We start from the raw sequence: 14,329 nt of genomic DNA, 5'->3' as shown, positions 1-14,329 counted from the left end.
CAATTCCGCTAGAATGAGTCAATCATCCCGATCGCTTTTCGCTTGTTTTGCACCTTTGGTTTATGTTCAAAAATCTTTTACTTCCCCTAGGAATATCTATCTTTCTCGGTGTTTGTCAGTCTTTGTCAGCCGCCGAATCAGCTATCATCAAATACCACATCTTCCAAGGGTCCGTATCGGTATCAGAATTAAAGCAATTGAGCGAAACAGGCGAATTAGCTCCCGCTTTGGCGGCACAATTAAAGATGGCTAACCAAAAACCCGAAGAATTCCGCAAAATCCTTAATCGTCGGGTAGCGGTGGATGCCGTCTTTCTTTCCAAATTTCTTAATAGTTTTTTTGGCGAAAGTTTGCTAGATTATGCCGCCGAAATTGTCCACACCCCCAATCGAGCCGCTAGTCGGCAAGCTTTACGCGGTTCCTTAGTCACTTCTGCCCTCAACGATAACGAGATTCAAGTCATCGAAGTCCTTGCCAATTATCCCACCAGCGAGGTTCATGTGGATGGCAATCGTCTGCTGGATTTAATCAACCAAATTGAATCAGTATTGAAAAAAATGCCCCGTTTACCTTTCTGATACCAAATACGCCTTTCAGGTTTTCTTGAATTGCGCTGTAAATTGAATAAATTAGGATAATCTAGCAATAATAATGACCACTTCTTTGTCTCAAAGGAAAACAGTTAGCGGCAAACCTTTTTTAAAGTGGGCGGGAGGCAAAACTCAACTGGTTCCTAATATTCTATCTTTGATTAATTCCCAGATTTCTCAAGATTGTCAGTTTAACTACATTGAACCTTTTGTCGGAGGTGGGGCAGTTTTATTCTCAGTATTAAATAATCCCTATCCTGTTCAAAAATTTATTATTAATGACATCAATCCTGATTTAATCATGGCTTATAATGTTATTAAAAATAATGTCAAAGAATTAATAGTCAAGCTTAAAAAAATTCAGCAGGATTTTTATGAACTTAAAAATCTAGAGGAACAACAAAAGTTTTTTTTAGATAAAAGAATAGAATTTAATTCTCGTGGCTGTGATGAAGATGTAGAAAAAACAGTTTTGTTATTATTTCTCAATAAAACTTGTTTTAATGGACTTTATAGAGTCAATAGCAAAGGACTTTTTAATGTCCCTTTTGGAAAATATGTCAAACCATTGATCTGCAATGAAGAAAACTTATTAGCTGTCAACCATCATTTACAAAAAGTAACGATCCTACAAGGAGATTTTGTCCAAACCCTAAATTATGCCAATAACAAGACTTTATTTTATTTTGATCCTCCCTATAAACCGATTAAAAAAACATCAGCTTTTACCTCTTATACTAAAGAAGATTTTAACGATGAGGAGCAAATAAGATTAAAAGAATTTATCGATCGAGTCGATCGGGCAGGTTATAAATTTATTTTAAGTAATTCCGACGTTAAAAACTTTGACTCTGACAATAATTTTTTTGATGATTTATATAAAGATTATAATATTCAAAGGGTAAAAGCCCGACGAAATATTAATTCCCAGGGCAATAATAGGGGAGAAATCTGGGAATTACTGATCAATAATTGACAAAAATCAAGTCTAACAGAAAAGACGACATGAATCGCCCATGCAAAAGTGAAGTGCAACCCCCCAGATTGACAAAGGTAAGCCCCTAGAGATAGTCTGAAGTTTCTGACAAGAGAAAGACTATCCGATCGCCTATATCCATCTTAAGCCAAAAATTTGCTTTGACCATAGTATCCATCTCACCAATGGCAATTAATTTGGCACGACTACGTTTACCCTTCTGAGTATGAATTTTATCTGCAATCATCCCTCGATCGAGCATTGCTTAAAACAACAATTAATTAATATTTTTCCAGAAAACAACCATAAATTAACTTTCTATCGTTGCCCAAAAACTGATATTATCCTCTATCGTTCACCTCTGTTTTATTATTTTACGCCCGCTCAATTTCAAACCATATTTAACCATTTAATCACCTTTTTTCCGCAAATTCAGCTTAGGGAAGGATGGCTAGAATTATTATTAGATCAGCAATTTTTGTCCTTTTGGTTACTGAAACTAAACGATTTAATCGATAAGTTTTTCTCCGATCAGCTTCCTCTCCATCCCAGAGGAGAATTTTTCTTTTTATTTCAATACACCCACGCTCGCTATTCTGGTTTGTTACAACTGCTCAATCGGGAAAAAATTAGTTTAACCGAGTCTGAACCGTTATCGTGGCATCATCCCGCCGAAATAGCCTTAATCCTGCAAATTTTAACCGTTTGCGATTGTTGGGAAGGCCAGAAACTCTATCCCCTAACCGCGAATTTTTGCGAAGCGATGCTCAATTTTGAGCGTAACTGTCGCATTATCGGAGAATCCGCCCCAATTCAGCGATCGAGATTAATCCTGATTAGCGTCAGTCAAAAACTACTTAACCGTCTTCTCCGTCAAAAATGGCAACTGCTGCCAATGACGGAACTATAAAAATATCAACTTTTATGAATTTAGTGGACAAAACCATCAGCCTATGATAGATTTTAATTAGTGTGAGGAGCGAACCAGAATAGAGAGCCGAGACGAAACATGGACAGTCGCCGGCTCTCTTTCTGTTGTTTAGGAATTATTTTCTTCTTGGCGATATTTAATAAAAGTGGGCAAATCAACCCGAAAAGAGGAATATTTCGGGGAAGGGGAGATGATAGGTGCCGGCCAATCCCTGTCTTTCTTATTTAAGGATTCTACTGGCTCAATTGTCTCTAATTCCGCTACAAAGTCATCGATGGGAGCCACTTCATCGTTTTCTTGGCTCTCTGTCTGAGACCAAGGCTCGATCGCAGCTGCCTTGGCAACAATGGCTAAATCTGGGGAAAAATTGCGATCGCTACCGCGCTGAAAATACTGGGCCAAGGCCGCTTTATACTGGAGGGTGTAGCGTTGCTGACGTTGGAGACGGGTGCGTAATTCCTGCAATTGCTGGTCATAGTTGCAGAGTTTTTGGCTTTTTTCCTGATAACTTTCCTGAATTAAGGCACATTCTCGCTCTAAACGGGCTAATTGTTGGCGTGTGCGGGTCAATTCTGCGGTCAAATTGGCAATAATCATCGGTTGCCGTTGTTCTGCTTGACGATACTGTTCGATTTCTCCTAAAGCTCGCTGTAATTGTTGCTTTTCGTATTGCAGTTCCTCGTTTTGCTGCTGGATTAGGGTATCGCAACTTTGCCAGCGACGATGTTGCTCGGCTAACTGCGATCGCAGTTCCCCGAGAGCTTGCTCCCGTCGCCAGATCTCCGCTTGTAATTCTTGATTTTGTTGACGTAAATGAGAGGATAGAGCTGCCCAATCTGTCTCATCTGTTGATTGACTCTCATGCTCGACAATTTCAGCAGTAATGACAGTATCCGCATGGGTGAGATGATCGAGGTACAGGTCGGAATTATCGTTCATAAAAGCCAAAGGATGAGGAAACCTAGAAGTTTAGAGACGTTAAAAGCCTTCTATCGTTCCAAAAAAAAATGGGAACCGCATTGTTAGAGACTGCCGCGCGGTTCCACTGCCGATCCTTGAGAGGAGAACACTATATATAACCATAAGCTTATTAGGAATTGTTGTCAATACTTAATGAGAAATTTTTTCAATAAGTTGGGGAGAGAGGGGAATCGACTAATTCCTAGATAGCTATAGTGCGGGGTATCTGGCCTGGATCCAGGGAAGAATTAGCCACAGCAAAATTGACACAAGCAGCGGTCGAGCGGGTTAGCGGCTCGATGTGCTTCAATAATCCTATAGTTTTTATTTTCCTTGTCGTATCATGCCACGTCCCCCGAAGAAAACCCCTAGCACCCCTGAACCTCCCGAAGAGCCAATTAAAACCACTCCTCCCCTACAACCTCTACAAATTATTAAAAAGGGTTCTAGGGCTGCAGTACCCCCCAAACCTCCAGAAACTCCTCCAGAAATCATCGAGGAAAAACCAGCCGAGGAAACGGTAAAATCAGTCAGTAGCGAGATAAAATCTCCTCTCCGTCCCCGTTTCGATTCGGCTCCTCCATTCCGAAAACCAATTCCCAAAGCAGAAATTCCCGTCATCGAAAAAGCGACGGGAGCCAATGGCGAAGTATTTAATCTGACCGATTCTGTCCTGATTACCGAACCTTTCGGTACTCGTATTGCCGCTATTATCGATAGTTTTTATGCCGATGCTCAAGGCGAAATCTGGGCCCGACTCAAACCAGTGGAAGTTAATCCCGATTGTCGCTGGGAACTGGCCTGTATTCGCTCTCAGGGTTTGGTAAAGGCCGAGTAAGACAGTTATCAGTTATCAGTTATCAGTTATCAGATTTGAGTTTTAAGTGTGCAGTATTAACAAGTAATTTACATAATATCTCTTGCATAGTTGATTTTTGAGGGTTCAAAAACGTCAAAAATAAGGATTAAATTGCATAAAATATGTAAATAGACCACTTAATTGATTTTTATTCATTCTTAATTCTCCTGACGACCGACTACTGGCTACTGACTTCTAACCCTAACAACAATTTTTGATTTTTACAAGAGGTCTGATGATTTGGTATTCTCAAAAGGTTTACTGATCAAGGCTATGGTATGATTAAGGGTGGTTTGTCAGACTCTGATATTTTTCATGATAATCTGTTTTTATCTGATATCATGTTGAGAAAAATTCACGCTCTAAATTTGGGTTTAAATTATGATAACTACACTCATCGAACGAGAAGCAGAACCAATTTTAATTAGTGACTTAACTTGGAGAGAATTTAAAGCTGTTGAACAGCTAATCGATCGCCCAGGGTTAAGGTTATCTTTTTTAGATGGAGTTTTGGAGATTAGAAAAATGCCAGGGAAAAAACACGAAACTATCAAAAAACGTATTGCTTCCTTAGTAGAAATTTATTTAGAATTTTTGGGATTAGATTTTACTCCTACTGGTTCTGTCACCCTAGAAAATGAATTTGAAAAGGTTAAAAGAGAAGGTGATGAATCTTATGAATTGGGAGCAAATAGAAAACATCCTGATTTAGTGATTGAGGTGGTTGTTAGTAGTGGAGGAATTAATAAACTGGAAGCATACAAACGGTTACAAATCCCTGAAGTTTGGTTTTGGATGAATGATGAGTTATTGTTTTATAGTTTAGGAAATGAGGGATATGAAGCTGTTAGTAAATCGCAACTTTTACCGATTTTAGATGTAGGTTTATTGATGCGCTGTATTGGTATAGAAAATCATGCTCAAGCGCTGGGAGAATTTAGAGCAGGGATTAAACCGAATTGCTTGGGTTAATATTGATAGAAAACGATTAAGAAATTATTGCTTCAGTTGCTGTGGATTCGTTGAAGCAGCAAATTATCAATCAGATTTTGGTTGAGAGAATTTCAGTATATTAAGGGGAAGAGAAATGTGAGTGACGAGCTTGTAAAATGGATAAAAGAAAGTTAGTGACTTTCTGAAAACATTCACGATCCCTTTGTAACATTAGGTATCCCTTGTGGATATATATTGACATGGGAATGTTGTATTGATTTAAAAAGCCTTTGCCAGTTGATTAAAATTTCATTAGCGTTTCCGTCCTGATTTTTTTGTAACCCAAGTATCACTTCAACAGTTCCTTGATAATTAGCTTGAGATATACTCTGGTGGTTAAGTTTACTTAAAATATTTTTTAAAGTAGCCCAAACTGAACTTACTCTAATAATTTCTATTAATGTATCTCCTTTATGAATTACTATTACAAGTTCATAGTTATCCTTTCGATTTTCTGAGCATAAAGATTCCCACTGGCTTGTTTTTAAGCGAATGATAGGATTGTTATAACTTATAGTTTTGACTTCACTGTAAATATTTTTACCTTTTGAATCTTTACACAAAAAATCATATCCTAAAGCTAAATAATCACTTTGTTTTTCAGCAAAATAACCTAGTAATTTATACATTCTTTTTGCTTTTCTCTCACCCCATTCTCCCCAATACTCTTTATTCTCACCTGTACCACCAGGAGAATAAACAAATCTAGAGTTATTAGATATATTTTTTTGATTTAGTGGTTCTTGGATATTTTCTGGAGGGGGCGTAAATTTTTCTTCTTCAGTAATATCCCCAATATCATAACCATTTTCTAGTAAGTATTCTTTGATGTCTTCAATCTCATCATCTAGTAACTGTAACATTAATTGCTCTGTAATTTTCACTTTATCTAACTTCAAAGCATCAAGTAAATGTTTACCCAAATTAACATTTTTAATACTATTCCACTTCCTTACATAATAAATAGAATTATTATCTTTATCATAGTAATTATGTAAAGACTCTTTATAGTCTATTAAACTACACATCATGAGAATTTTATGAGGATTATAAAATCGAATGTTATCTACTTTCTCTTTAATTTGCTCCTCTATTAAAATATTACGTTTTCCAGTAAGTAATATACCTATGAATATAGACCTTGCTTTAATTAAACCAGGTAGATAGTTATCAATTTCACTTTTATCCAAATTAATATCCATATCCTCAATAGTGATTTTTTTAACTCTTAAAATATCAAGTATTGTTTCAAATTGAGAACAATTTACACCAGAATCAGCAAATTTTACTAAACTAGAGTTGCGCTTAGGAGGTAATTTCAATGATGTACTAAAATAGAATAAATCATTAATAAAACGAAATTTACCATCATAAGTTAGTAATTTTCCACTATTTATCCAAGTTTTAATTTTTTCTTTATCTTCTTCATTTATTCCTTGTATAATACATCTTAAAAAATGTTCAAAGACTTGATTTAGTCGTCTATCATGTTTGTTGGTATGCTCAGTATATTTTTCAGCAATATCATCTAAGATAGTTAAACAACTTTCTACATTAAGCTCTCGCTTCACACCAATAAAATCTTCTACTTCTTCTTTCAAGCTACATATACATACATTGTAGCAATCTCCTACGAGTTCTCTGATTCGATTAGAGTATATACCCTCAGATGACTTATGGCATTTTTCATCAAAGCAAGGAATTGAGTAGTTATGTTTTACTGAAACTTGAAAATAGGAAATTACTTCTACTGGAATATTATTTCTCCATACTTTTGATTGCTGTCCTAAATTTAATCTATCCCAATTATCATTTATATACCTCCATATTTTCTGAGAAAATCTAAAATTATTAAAGTACAGATAATGGGGGTAATAAATAAAATTTTGAAAAAAGTGTTTTTGCTCATTAGAATCAAGTCCAATAACTCCTAAGTATTCTTTTTGAAATTGCGTTGAAAATTGAATTTCTCGCTTATCATTATATATCCAAAATCTGACTTTCTCTTCTACTCCTATATTTATAAAAAATTCCTTCCATTGCTCTTTATTAGATGATTCATGTTCGGAATATTTAGAACTAACAAATTGATAAAAATCAGTATCTTCATAGAAAGTTTCTAAATTTTGCTGGGGATTATAGTAATTTGATAAGTAACACTTTTTAGCTAGTGCTAAATTATTGTTTCTGACCAAAAGTTTTAATCCACATAATTTCTGAAAGTCTTCTTGAGTTAAATAGGTACGATATGTAAATATTTTTCTGCATATATCAACAGCATTTTCAGATGTTATAATCTCTGGGTTATTGAGGACTTGATAAATTTTCTCTCTAATTAAATCAACACCCTTTAAGTCAGATACTCCTAAGACACCAGTAAAAAACCTTTTCCATTCAATAATAGAATCTCCTTCTTGATAATATTTATTACTGATTAAATTAGGTAATGATACCTCTAATAGTGATATATCTTCCAACTCTTCATTTGTATAAAACTCAGATAAGTTACATTGACTTGCTACTTCTAATCCATTGTTAGTTAATAAAGGTAATTTATGAAGTGATTCAATATCCTCATTACTCAATGATAATGTTTTCCAAACATTAAAAATATATCTGGTAATATTAATGGTATTGGAATCATTAATTGCATTATTGGTAATCATAGGAATTATTGTGTTAGATATAATATCTAATCCATTAGGATCTTTAACACCTATAAATAAGAAAAAATCTTTCCAATTACTAACTGTAGCTGGAGTTTCACAATAATTATGAATAACAAACTTAAAATTTTCAATACCAATTAAATTTGCTACTTCCTCTGTTGGATATTGAGGTTTATAAAAATCGGATAAATAAAAATTACAAGCACAATCAAGATAATATTTATTATCCTTTGGATTACGATAAATTAATTGTAATTCATTTAATTTTTGACATTGTTCAGAATTCAGTTGAGAATAATATTTAAAAATAAATCTGACATAATTTATACAGTTATCTAAGGATAATTCTACATCTGGTTTGTATTTAGCTTGATTTATTCTTTCTTTCAATATTTCGTAACCATTAAAAATCTTAATTCTTAAATTATTTTTTGCCCATGCAAAGAGTTCTTGGTCTTGTCTAAGTTTTTCGTCTATATCAGGATGTATAAAATAAAAAATATCGAAATTTAATATTTCTTTTATTTCTTTCTCTGATTCAATAATTTGGAAATATAATAGATCAGGACTAGCCAAATTACTATTTTCATCCAAAATAAATTTTATAGAAAGTAATTCTCTATTAGATAAGTTTTTTGTTTTTAAATGAGCTAATACTTGAAAAATAAGCTGCGGGTTGCTTTTAACAATATTTTGGTAATGTATGGACTTCAAAAAACTACCAAGGGATTTTACATCAAAAATTTTAACACCAAAATTCTTTAGTTTTGTTTTATTGAGTAATGAATTACTTATAAAGTATCGTTTAGAATCAAAAGATGTTCTTACAGTTTCAACTGGTATTATTTTAGTAATTTCTGTCTCATCTAAAATAGAATTATTTACAGTTAATAATTTATTATCTTGTTCTGAAGGAATAAAAGCAATTAATTCTAGAGCTTGATCAAATTCTTGATTAAATGAGATAAAAGTTTCACTTTTAGCTAAGTTCAAAGAAAATTTAGATGGTAAAATATTAGTAACTTGGTTTCTATATTCTGTCTTTTTAGCAACTTCAGCTATCCATGTTAACGAGTAATAAGCTATATTAGCAAAAAGAAATATATTCCAAGGATTATCATGATGAATTTCTTGTCGGTTAGCTGTAGTTAGAAAATCAGCATTAACTAAAAAAGGTAATTTATATTCTTTTACATTGGTTGGTAAATATGTAAATAAAACAGAATCTTCTTCATTGACAGCAACCAGTTTATTATCTATAAGTTGAGCAGCAAAGGTAATTTTCGAGCGTTCAATTAATTTTAGTTTATCAGGTATTTTTTTATCGCTTTCCATTTTGTCTTTAACTTGTTTAGGCACATTAAAATCAAAATCCTGTACTAACCAATAAGTAATTTGGTTATTTCTACATATTTTGTATTTTCCTCCTTGCTTTTCTTTGGTGATGGAGACATCAACTATGTTGATATTATTTAAGCCTATAACATTTATATTTTGAACATGACGTAAAAATAAAATTAATCTAGGATCTTGAAATAATTTTTCTAACTTTGTTTTATATTCTTTAATTTTAGCTTGTCCCACATAAATAGCAGTTGCAACAGGAAAAGTAAAAAATTGTTGATACTGCTGAATTTCTACAGGATATTCTTTTTTATCTATCCAAATAGGTTTGATTTGCCAAGGAGTTTTCTCAAGGTTTTTATGTCTTTTGTCATTTCTATCAAATTTGAATGAAAAATTACCAGAATTAATATATACACATTCTGAATCCGCAAATACAGATTTAAACCCTATACCTTTATAACCTGTTTGCTCAGAATTATTGACTTTTGTACTTTTGGATATACTCGATATAGCGTCTACATTAGTGCTATCAAAAGGCTTACCATTATGCAAAATCAAAAAATGTTCGCGGAGAATGACAAATAGTACGTTTACTTGACCAGTTTCATTAGGTATATCATCAGCATTTTGCAAGAGTTCAAAGATAAATCGTTCTGTTTCTGTATACAAATCACCTGTAAGTCTTGTTAAAGCATTAGCAAGGTTTTCAGCATCTCTTTCAGACTGACCTGTTTCATTGAATATTTTCTCAATTAGTTGTTTAGGATTTTGCATAATTCTTTATTCGCAGGGAAATTTGGTCATTATTGTTACCTAATAAATCCAGTTCTAAGCAATTACCGAGTATATCGGTTACTCATTGATGATTTTATTGGGTAATATTGCCGTATCTATTTAGCATATCACTTTTTTATCAACTAACAACAATCAAAAATCTGACAGGGGGACAAGAAGGCTGAAATCCATATATCATAAGCTTTTCATGGTTTTAGATCGAAAAAGTCCGCCGCACCATCTCTCACTTATTAATAATAATTCCTAGTAAGCTCGCTCCTATTCCTAATTCTTTCGTTAGCTTTTTGCCTAGAATCGCTAGATCTATTTCTAGAATTTCTGGACTATTTTGTAATAATTCCTTGGTTCTTCGGTTTGTGTTATGCAATGGACTGGGATTATAAAGGATGGAACTCTTATGTAGAAAGGCATTTGGCGATTTTTGTCAATTGTTTTTTATCTAGAGCGAACTCATCAATTAAGTCTCTTGCCAGAGAAGGATTTAGTCGATTTATGCCCCCCTATCGAATCATACCAAGTAACGAAGAGCCATAATCCTTCATCTCTCAATCGTTTAATAATTTCCTCTGCGGATTCTCCTAGGTCAACAATTTTCGATAATACCTCTACCCAATTAATAATACTGATATAACACCCATTAATCAAGGCATTTTCTACAATTTCTGCTCCTGGTTCATCTCTAAGATAAGCTAAAAAGGCAGCAGCATCTAACACAGATTTATTCACTTAAATACTCCTGTCTGCGTTCTTGAATAAGTTCATCTACTAAATTTCTATCAGGTGATTTATCTTTTAATAAACCTCTTAATTTTTTAACTTGGTTTTTGAGACTAACTAATTGTAATATACCATTATCTTCCAGAGTTAAAATTAATCTATATCCAGATTCTAAATTAAGAATTTGTTGGATTTCTTGCGGTAAAGTTAAACGTCCTTCTGGTTCAATATCAAGTATGTATTGTTGAGAAAGTGATGAATTAGCAACTGTCATAACTTTATATTTCCTCGTTTTCTACCTATTTCTAGTTTAGCAAAATTCTCAAAGTTAATCCTGTAGGGTGGGTTAATGAAATGTAACGCAAACAGTAAGTTTTTAAAAGACTCACGCCCGAATCACAGTAATTCTATATTGATTTTCCGTCACCAACACCTCAGTTGATAACCTTTCTTCCATAGGTAAAGCATTTTTCCGCCTATCAAAGATAAATAACCAACCAAAATCTAAACCCAAACATCCTAAATAAGATTCTAATTGTTCAATTCCATCAGCTTGAGGATCGCGCTTTTTATCCCGCCATACTTTCAATTCAATCCCTAAAATTACATCTTTATAACGCAGACATAAATCCATTCTATCGCTACCAATTGCATATTCCCTTTCTAAAACTCCCCCACCATTAACCACACGATGTAAAAAAGCCATTAATACAATATGTGGGGCAATTTCATGGTAAGCAGCACTACTTAATAATGGTTCGACCTGTTGTCGCCAAAACTTGAGAAATGCTGTTAATAAAGCATCAACATTTAATTCACCTGTTGTAGTCAACCAACTAGGACTAATTAAAGGTAAACTGTCCTGAGTTCCTTGTACTAAAACGCGGGGAATAACTTCACGATATATGGGGTTAGAAATAACTAATCCTCCCCTTGGATCACGTCTTAATAATCCTAAATCTATTAAATATTGCCTATCATCTGCTAAAGTATCAGGTAATGTTTGCCCTGCTAAAATTGGTTCAATAATATTTTTCACTCGTTTTTCCCTGAGTTTTTCTGCTAAACTATCTAAATGAGTATCTTGACGAGCAATTAATATTTTTTTGGCTGTTAAAATGTGTTCTTTGGTAATAGCAATGTTTCTATCTTTTACCATTTTTTCTACAATTTCTTTAGCTAAAGCATTGACTAACCAAGGTTGTCCTTGAGTTAAATCAAACGCTGTTTCGATAGCTTCTGGTGTGAAAATTTGTCCTGTTGCTGCTGTATGTTGTTGATATAATTCTCCTACTTCTGCAAGATTAAAATTTCTCATAGTCAGAGAAGCAACTTTTATATTAAAAGGACTAGATGTATTTAATCTATCACTACCTCCCGATGCTACTTTATAATCTCTCACATCTCGTAAACCAATTAATCCTACTGATGAGGGAAAATTTTCTGGACGTTTAGGAAAACCATCTCTTAACTGTCGTAAAACTGATATTAATGTTTGGTCTTGTAAAGAGTCAATTTCATCTATAAATAATACTATGGGACGATTGATAGCTTTTGCCCAACTTCTTAAAAAAGCCTTAATTCTGCTTCCTGGTTCTTCCTGTTGCCATTGTTTAGCAGCTGGTTGTAATTCCGTCGGTAAACTATCCTCAATTGTATTATACCAAGTTCCTAAAATTGCCAATTCTGCGGCAGTAGGATCATGATTAAATGCACTTCCTACTTCTACGGATACCATGACTGCGGCATAATTTCCAGTATCAGTCAATTGTTTTGCTAGGGATAACATAGCGGTGGTTTTCCCCGTTTGTCGTGGTGCGTGAAGAACAAAATAACTACGTTGTTGAATTAGCTCCTCTAAATCTGGTAATCTGACTGTGGGAGAGAGCATATAGTGGATATCGTCTGAACAGGGACCTGCAATATTAAACCAGCGAGTCATAGAATTTTGGTAATAGATGAACTCTTTAAGTTTAGACATTTTTTATGCTCCCGATACATTATTAAAACCACTAAATTTGCTAATGAGAGTTGGTTAATTCGGCAATTAATTGTTCAGGAGTGATAATTCGTGGTGTGACAATGGGGAAATCTTGAGGATTACGGGTAATAATTGCATCCAATTTATTAACTACCGCGGTAGAGTATTGAATAGAATCTTCAAAATCCTGAAAATTGGTTGTGAAAGCCATTATAATTGCAGCCTGATTTACTGTAGCAATTTGACAAAAAGTAATTAACTGCTTTAAATAAGTAAGCGTCCAATCTCGACCTCTTGCTTTACGGATAATATAATACAAATCACTAAAAGTTGAGGCGGAAATATAACCTGCAATTGTGCCTTTTTCAATTAGTGATAAAACTTGTTCACTTGCATTCCAAAAAGGTTCTCTTTCTAAGGCATTATCAATAATGATATTAGTATCTATCAGGATTTTCACAGGTTATATTTCTCCTTTAAATATTCATATTTAGCTTGATCTGGATCAAAGTCTGCCGGAATGGCAGGGGCATTTTCAAATAAACCCTGAAATGCTTTGATCCTAGATTTTCTTTTTGGTGCTTCTGGTGCTGGTTCAGTGGTTGGGGTTGTGGTATGATCAAGGGTATCTGTGGCTGCCCAGACTACAATTTCCACATTTCCGGGGGGTAAATTCAATGGTTCGGTAATCAGCAAGTTACCAGATTGATCAATTTTTCCTTTGAGTTTGTATGCTTGCATGATGTTTTTTATGATACTCTGTTTTTATATCATATCATAGTGAACAAAATTCACGCTCTAAATTTGGGTTTAAATTATGATAACTACACTCATTGAACGAGAAGCAGAACCAATTTTAATTAGTGACTTAACCTGGAGAGAATTTAAAGCTGTTGAACAGCTAATTGATCGCCCAGGGTTAAGGTTATCTTTTTTAGATGGAGTTTTGGAGATTAGAAAAATGCCAGGGAAAAAACACGAAACCATCAAAGAACGTATTGGTGCTTTACTAGAAATTTATTTAGAATTTTTGGGATTAGATTTTACTCCTACTGGTTCTGTCACCTTAGAAAATGAATTTGAAAAGGTTAAAAGAGAAGGTGATAAATCCTATGAGTTGGGAGCCAATAGAAAACATCCTGATTTAGTGATTGAGGTGGTTGTTAGTAGTGGAGGAATTAATAAACTGGAAGCATACAAACGGTTACAAATCCCTGAAGTTTGGTTTTGGATGAATGATGAATTATTGTTTTATAGTTTAGGAAATGAGGGATATAAAGCTGTTAGTAAATCGCAACTTTTACCGAGTTTAGATGTAGGTTTATTGATGCGTTGTATTAATACAGAAAATCATGCTCAAGCACTGCGAGAATTTAGAGCAGGGATAAAAATTATTGAATCAACATAACAATAGAAAATGGTGATTTTTTCTGCCTATCTAAAGATTATGGGTTAACTTAAAAGTTGCAGAATGCCGACTCTCTTATTCTTTCTGTGATAAGTTTAATACT

Annotated in this window: 13 protein-coding genes; 6 read left to right on the top strand and 7 right to left on the bottom strand. The window is 33.9% G+C overall.

Going from position 1 to position 14,329, the window contains the following annotated elements:
- Nucleotides 1–62: 62 nt before the first annotated feature.
- The 3 genes from IM450_RS07295 (at nt 63) to IM450_RS07285 (ending at nt 2,476) form a co-directional block, all read left to right on the top strand.
- Nucleotides 63–578, top strand: a complete 516-nt coding sequence (locus IM450_RS07295; protein WP_002784786.1) for an alpha/beta hydrolase — start codon at nt 63–65, stop codon at nt 576–578.
- A 73-nt stretch (nt 579–651) separates the two neighbouring features.
- Nucleotides 652–1,566 (top strand): DNA adenine methylase, encoded by a 915-nt coding sequence (locus IM450_RS07290; RefSeq protein WP_002801389.1) that lies wholly within the window; start codon nt 652–654, stop codon nt 1,564–1,566.
- A 226-nt stretch (nt 1,567–1,792) separates the two neighbouring features.
- Complete coding sequence (locus tag IM450_RS07285; protein ID WP_287667434.1) at nt 1,793–2,476, top strand: anticodon-binding protein; 684 nt, start codon at nt 1,793–1,795, stop codon at nt 2,474–2,476.
- 129 nt (nt 2,477–2,605) lie between these two features.
- Here the strand turns inward: IM450_RS07285 and IM450_RS07280 are convergent, their stop codons facing one another.
- A complete protein-coding gene (locus IM450_RS07280) occupies nt 2,606–3,436 on the bottom strand; it encodes a hypothetical protein (RefSeq protein WP_287667432.1) in 831 nt (276 codons plus the stop codon).
- A 364-nt stretch (nt 3,437–3,800) separates the two neighbouring features.
- Here IM450_RS07280 and IM450_RS07275 point away from each other — a divergent pair, with 364 nt between their 5' ends.
- Complete coding sequence (locus tag IM450_RS07275; RefSeq protein ID WP_002801393.1) at nt 3,801–4,295, top strand: hypothetical protein; 495 nt, start codon at nt 3,801–3,803, stop codon at nt 4,293–4,295.
- Between the two features lie 402 nt (nt 4,296–4,697).
- Nucleotides 4,698–5,288 carry a Uma2 family endonuclease gene (locus IM450_RS07270; RefSeq protein WP_287667429.1) on the top strand — a complete coding sequence of 197 codons (591 nt, stop codon included), beginning with the start codon at nt 4,698–4,700 and terminating at the stop codon, nt 5,286–5,288.
- Nucleotides 5,289–5,461: 173 nt separating this feature from the next.
- On the opposite strand, the gene IM450_RS07265 is transcribed toward IM450_RS07270, so the two are convergent.
- The 6 genes from IM450_RS07265 to IM450_RS07240 all read right to left on the bottom strand — a co-directional run bounded on the left by IM450_RS07265 (nt 5,462) and on the right by IM450_RS07240 (nt 13,559).
- On the bottom strand, nt 5,462–10,099 hold the full coding sequence (locus IM450_RS07265; protein WP_287667427.1) for a sacsin N-terminal ATP-binding-like domain-containing protein: 4,638 nt from the start codon (nt 10,097–10,099) through the stop codon (nt 5,462–5,464).
- A 474-nt stretch (nt 10,100–10,573) separates the two neighbouring features.
- Nucleotides 10,574–10,846 (bottom strand): PIN domain-containing protein, encoded by a 273-nt coding sequence (locus IM450_RS07260; RefSeq protein ID WP_008204591.1) that lies wholly within the window; start codon nt 10,844–10,846, stop codon nt 10,574–10,576.
- Entirely contained in the window at nt 10,839–11,111 is a 273-nt protein-coding gene (locus IM450_RS07255; protein WP_002737947.1) for a hypothetical protein, read from the bottom strand. The genes IM450_RS07260 and IM450_RS07255 overlap by 8 nt, the downstream gene beginning before the upstream one ends.
- Nucleotides 11,112–11,222: 111 nt before the next feature.
- Complete coding sequence (locus IM450_RS07250) at nt 11,223–12,779, bottom strand: AAA-like domain-containing protein (protein WP_287667424.1); 1,557 nt, start codon at nt 12,777–12,779, stop codon at nt 11,223–11,225.
- A gap of 79 nt (nt 12,780–12,858) precedes the next feature.
- On the bottom strand, nt 12,859–13,278 hold the full coding sequence (locus IM450_RS07245) for a type II toxin-antitoxin system VapC family toxin (RefSeq protein ID WP_002756819.1): 420 nt from the start codon (nt 13,276–13,278) through the stop codon (nt 12,859–12,861).
- Nucleotides 13,275–13,559 (bottom strand): hypothetical protein, encoded by a 285-nt coding sequence (locus IM450_RS07240; RefSeq protein ID WP_002756821.1) that lies wholly within the window; start codon nt 13,557–13,559, stop codon nt 13,275–13,277. The genes IM450_RS07245 and IM450_RS07240 overlap by 4 nt, the downstream gene beginning before the upstream one ends.
- Before the next feature lie 76 nt (nt 13,560–13,635).
- Here IM450_RS07240 and IM450_RS07235 point away from each other — a divergent pair, with 76 nt between their 5' ends.
- Nucleotides 13,636–14,226, top strand: a complete 591-nt coding sequence (locus IM450_RS07235; RefSeq protein ID WP_149977974.1) for a Uma2 family endonuclease — start codon at nt 13,636–13,638, stop codon at nt 14,224–14,226.
- The last annotated feature ends 103 nt before the right edge of the window (nt 14,227–14,329 follow it).

The sequence above is a fragment of the Microcystis sp. M083S1 genome (genome assembly GCF_020246405.1).
Lineage (GTDB): Bacteria > Cyanobacteriota > Cyanobacteriia > Cyanobacteriales > Microcystaceae > Microcystis > Microcystis aeruginosa_C.
The sequence above is the reverse complement of the archived record's forward strand: the minus strand, read 5'-3'. Positions and strand labels throughout refer to the sequence as shown.

Excerpts from the sequence above, each read along its gene's own strand:
- IM450_RS07265 (WP_287667427.1), bottom strand. The coding sequence starts at position 10,099 with ATGCAAAATCCTAAACAACTAATTGAGAAAATATTCAATGAAACAGGT.
- IM450_RS07255 (WP_002737947.1), bottom strand. The coding sequence starts at position 11,111 with ATGACAGTTGCTAATTCATCACTTTCTCAACAATACATACTTGATATT.
- IM450_RS07295 (WP_002784786.1), top strand. The coding sequence starts at position 63 with ATGTTCAAAAATCTTTTACTTCCCCTAGGAATATCTATCTTTCTCGGT.
- IM450_RS07240 (WP_002756821.1), bottom strand. The coding sequence starts at position 13,559 with ATGCAAGCATACAAACTCAAAGGAAAAATTGATCAATCTGGTAACTTG.
- IM450_RS07235 (WP_149977974.1), top strand. The coding sequence starts at position 13,636 with ATGATAACTACACTCATTGAACGAGAAGCAGAACCAATTTTAATTAGT.
- IM450_RS07290 (WP_002801389.1), top strand. The coding sequence starts at position 652 with ATGACCACTTCTTTGTCTCAAAGGAAAACAGTTAGCGGCAAACCTTTT.
- IM450_RS07250 (WP_287667424.1), bottom strand. The coding sequence starts at position 12,779 with ATGACTCGCTGGTTTAATATTGCAGGTCCCTGTTCAGACGATATCCAC.
- IM450_RS07275 (WP_002801393.1), top strand. The coding sequence starts at position 3,801 with ATGCCACGTCCCCCGAAGAAAACCCCTAGCACCCCTGAACCTCCCGAA.
- IM450_RS07270 (WP_287667429.1), top strand. The coding sequence starts at position 4,698 with ATGATAACTACACTCATCGAACGAGAAGCAGAACCAATTTTAATTAGT.
- IM450_RS07280 (WP_287667432.1), bottom strand. The coding sequence starts at position 3,436 with ATGAACGATAATTCCGACCTGTACCTCGATCATCTCACCCATGCGGAT.
- IM450_RS07285 (WP_287667434.1), top strand. The coding sequence starts at position 1,793 with ATGAATTTTATCTGCAATCATCCCTCGATCGAGCATTGCTTAAAACAA.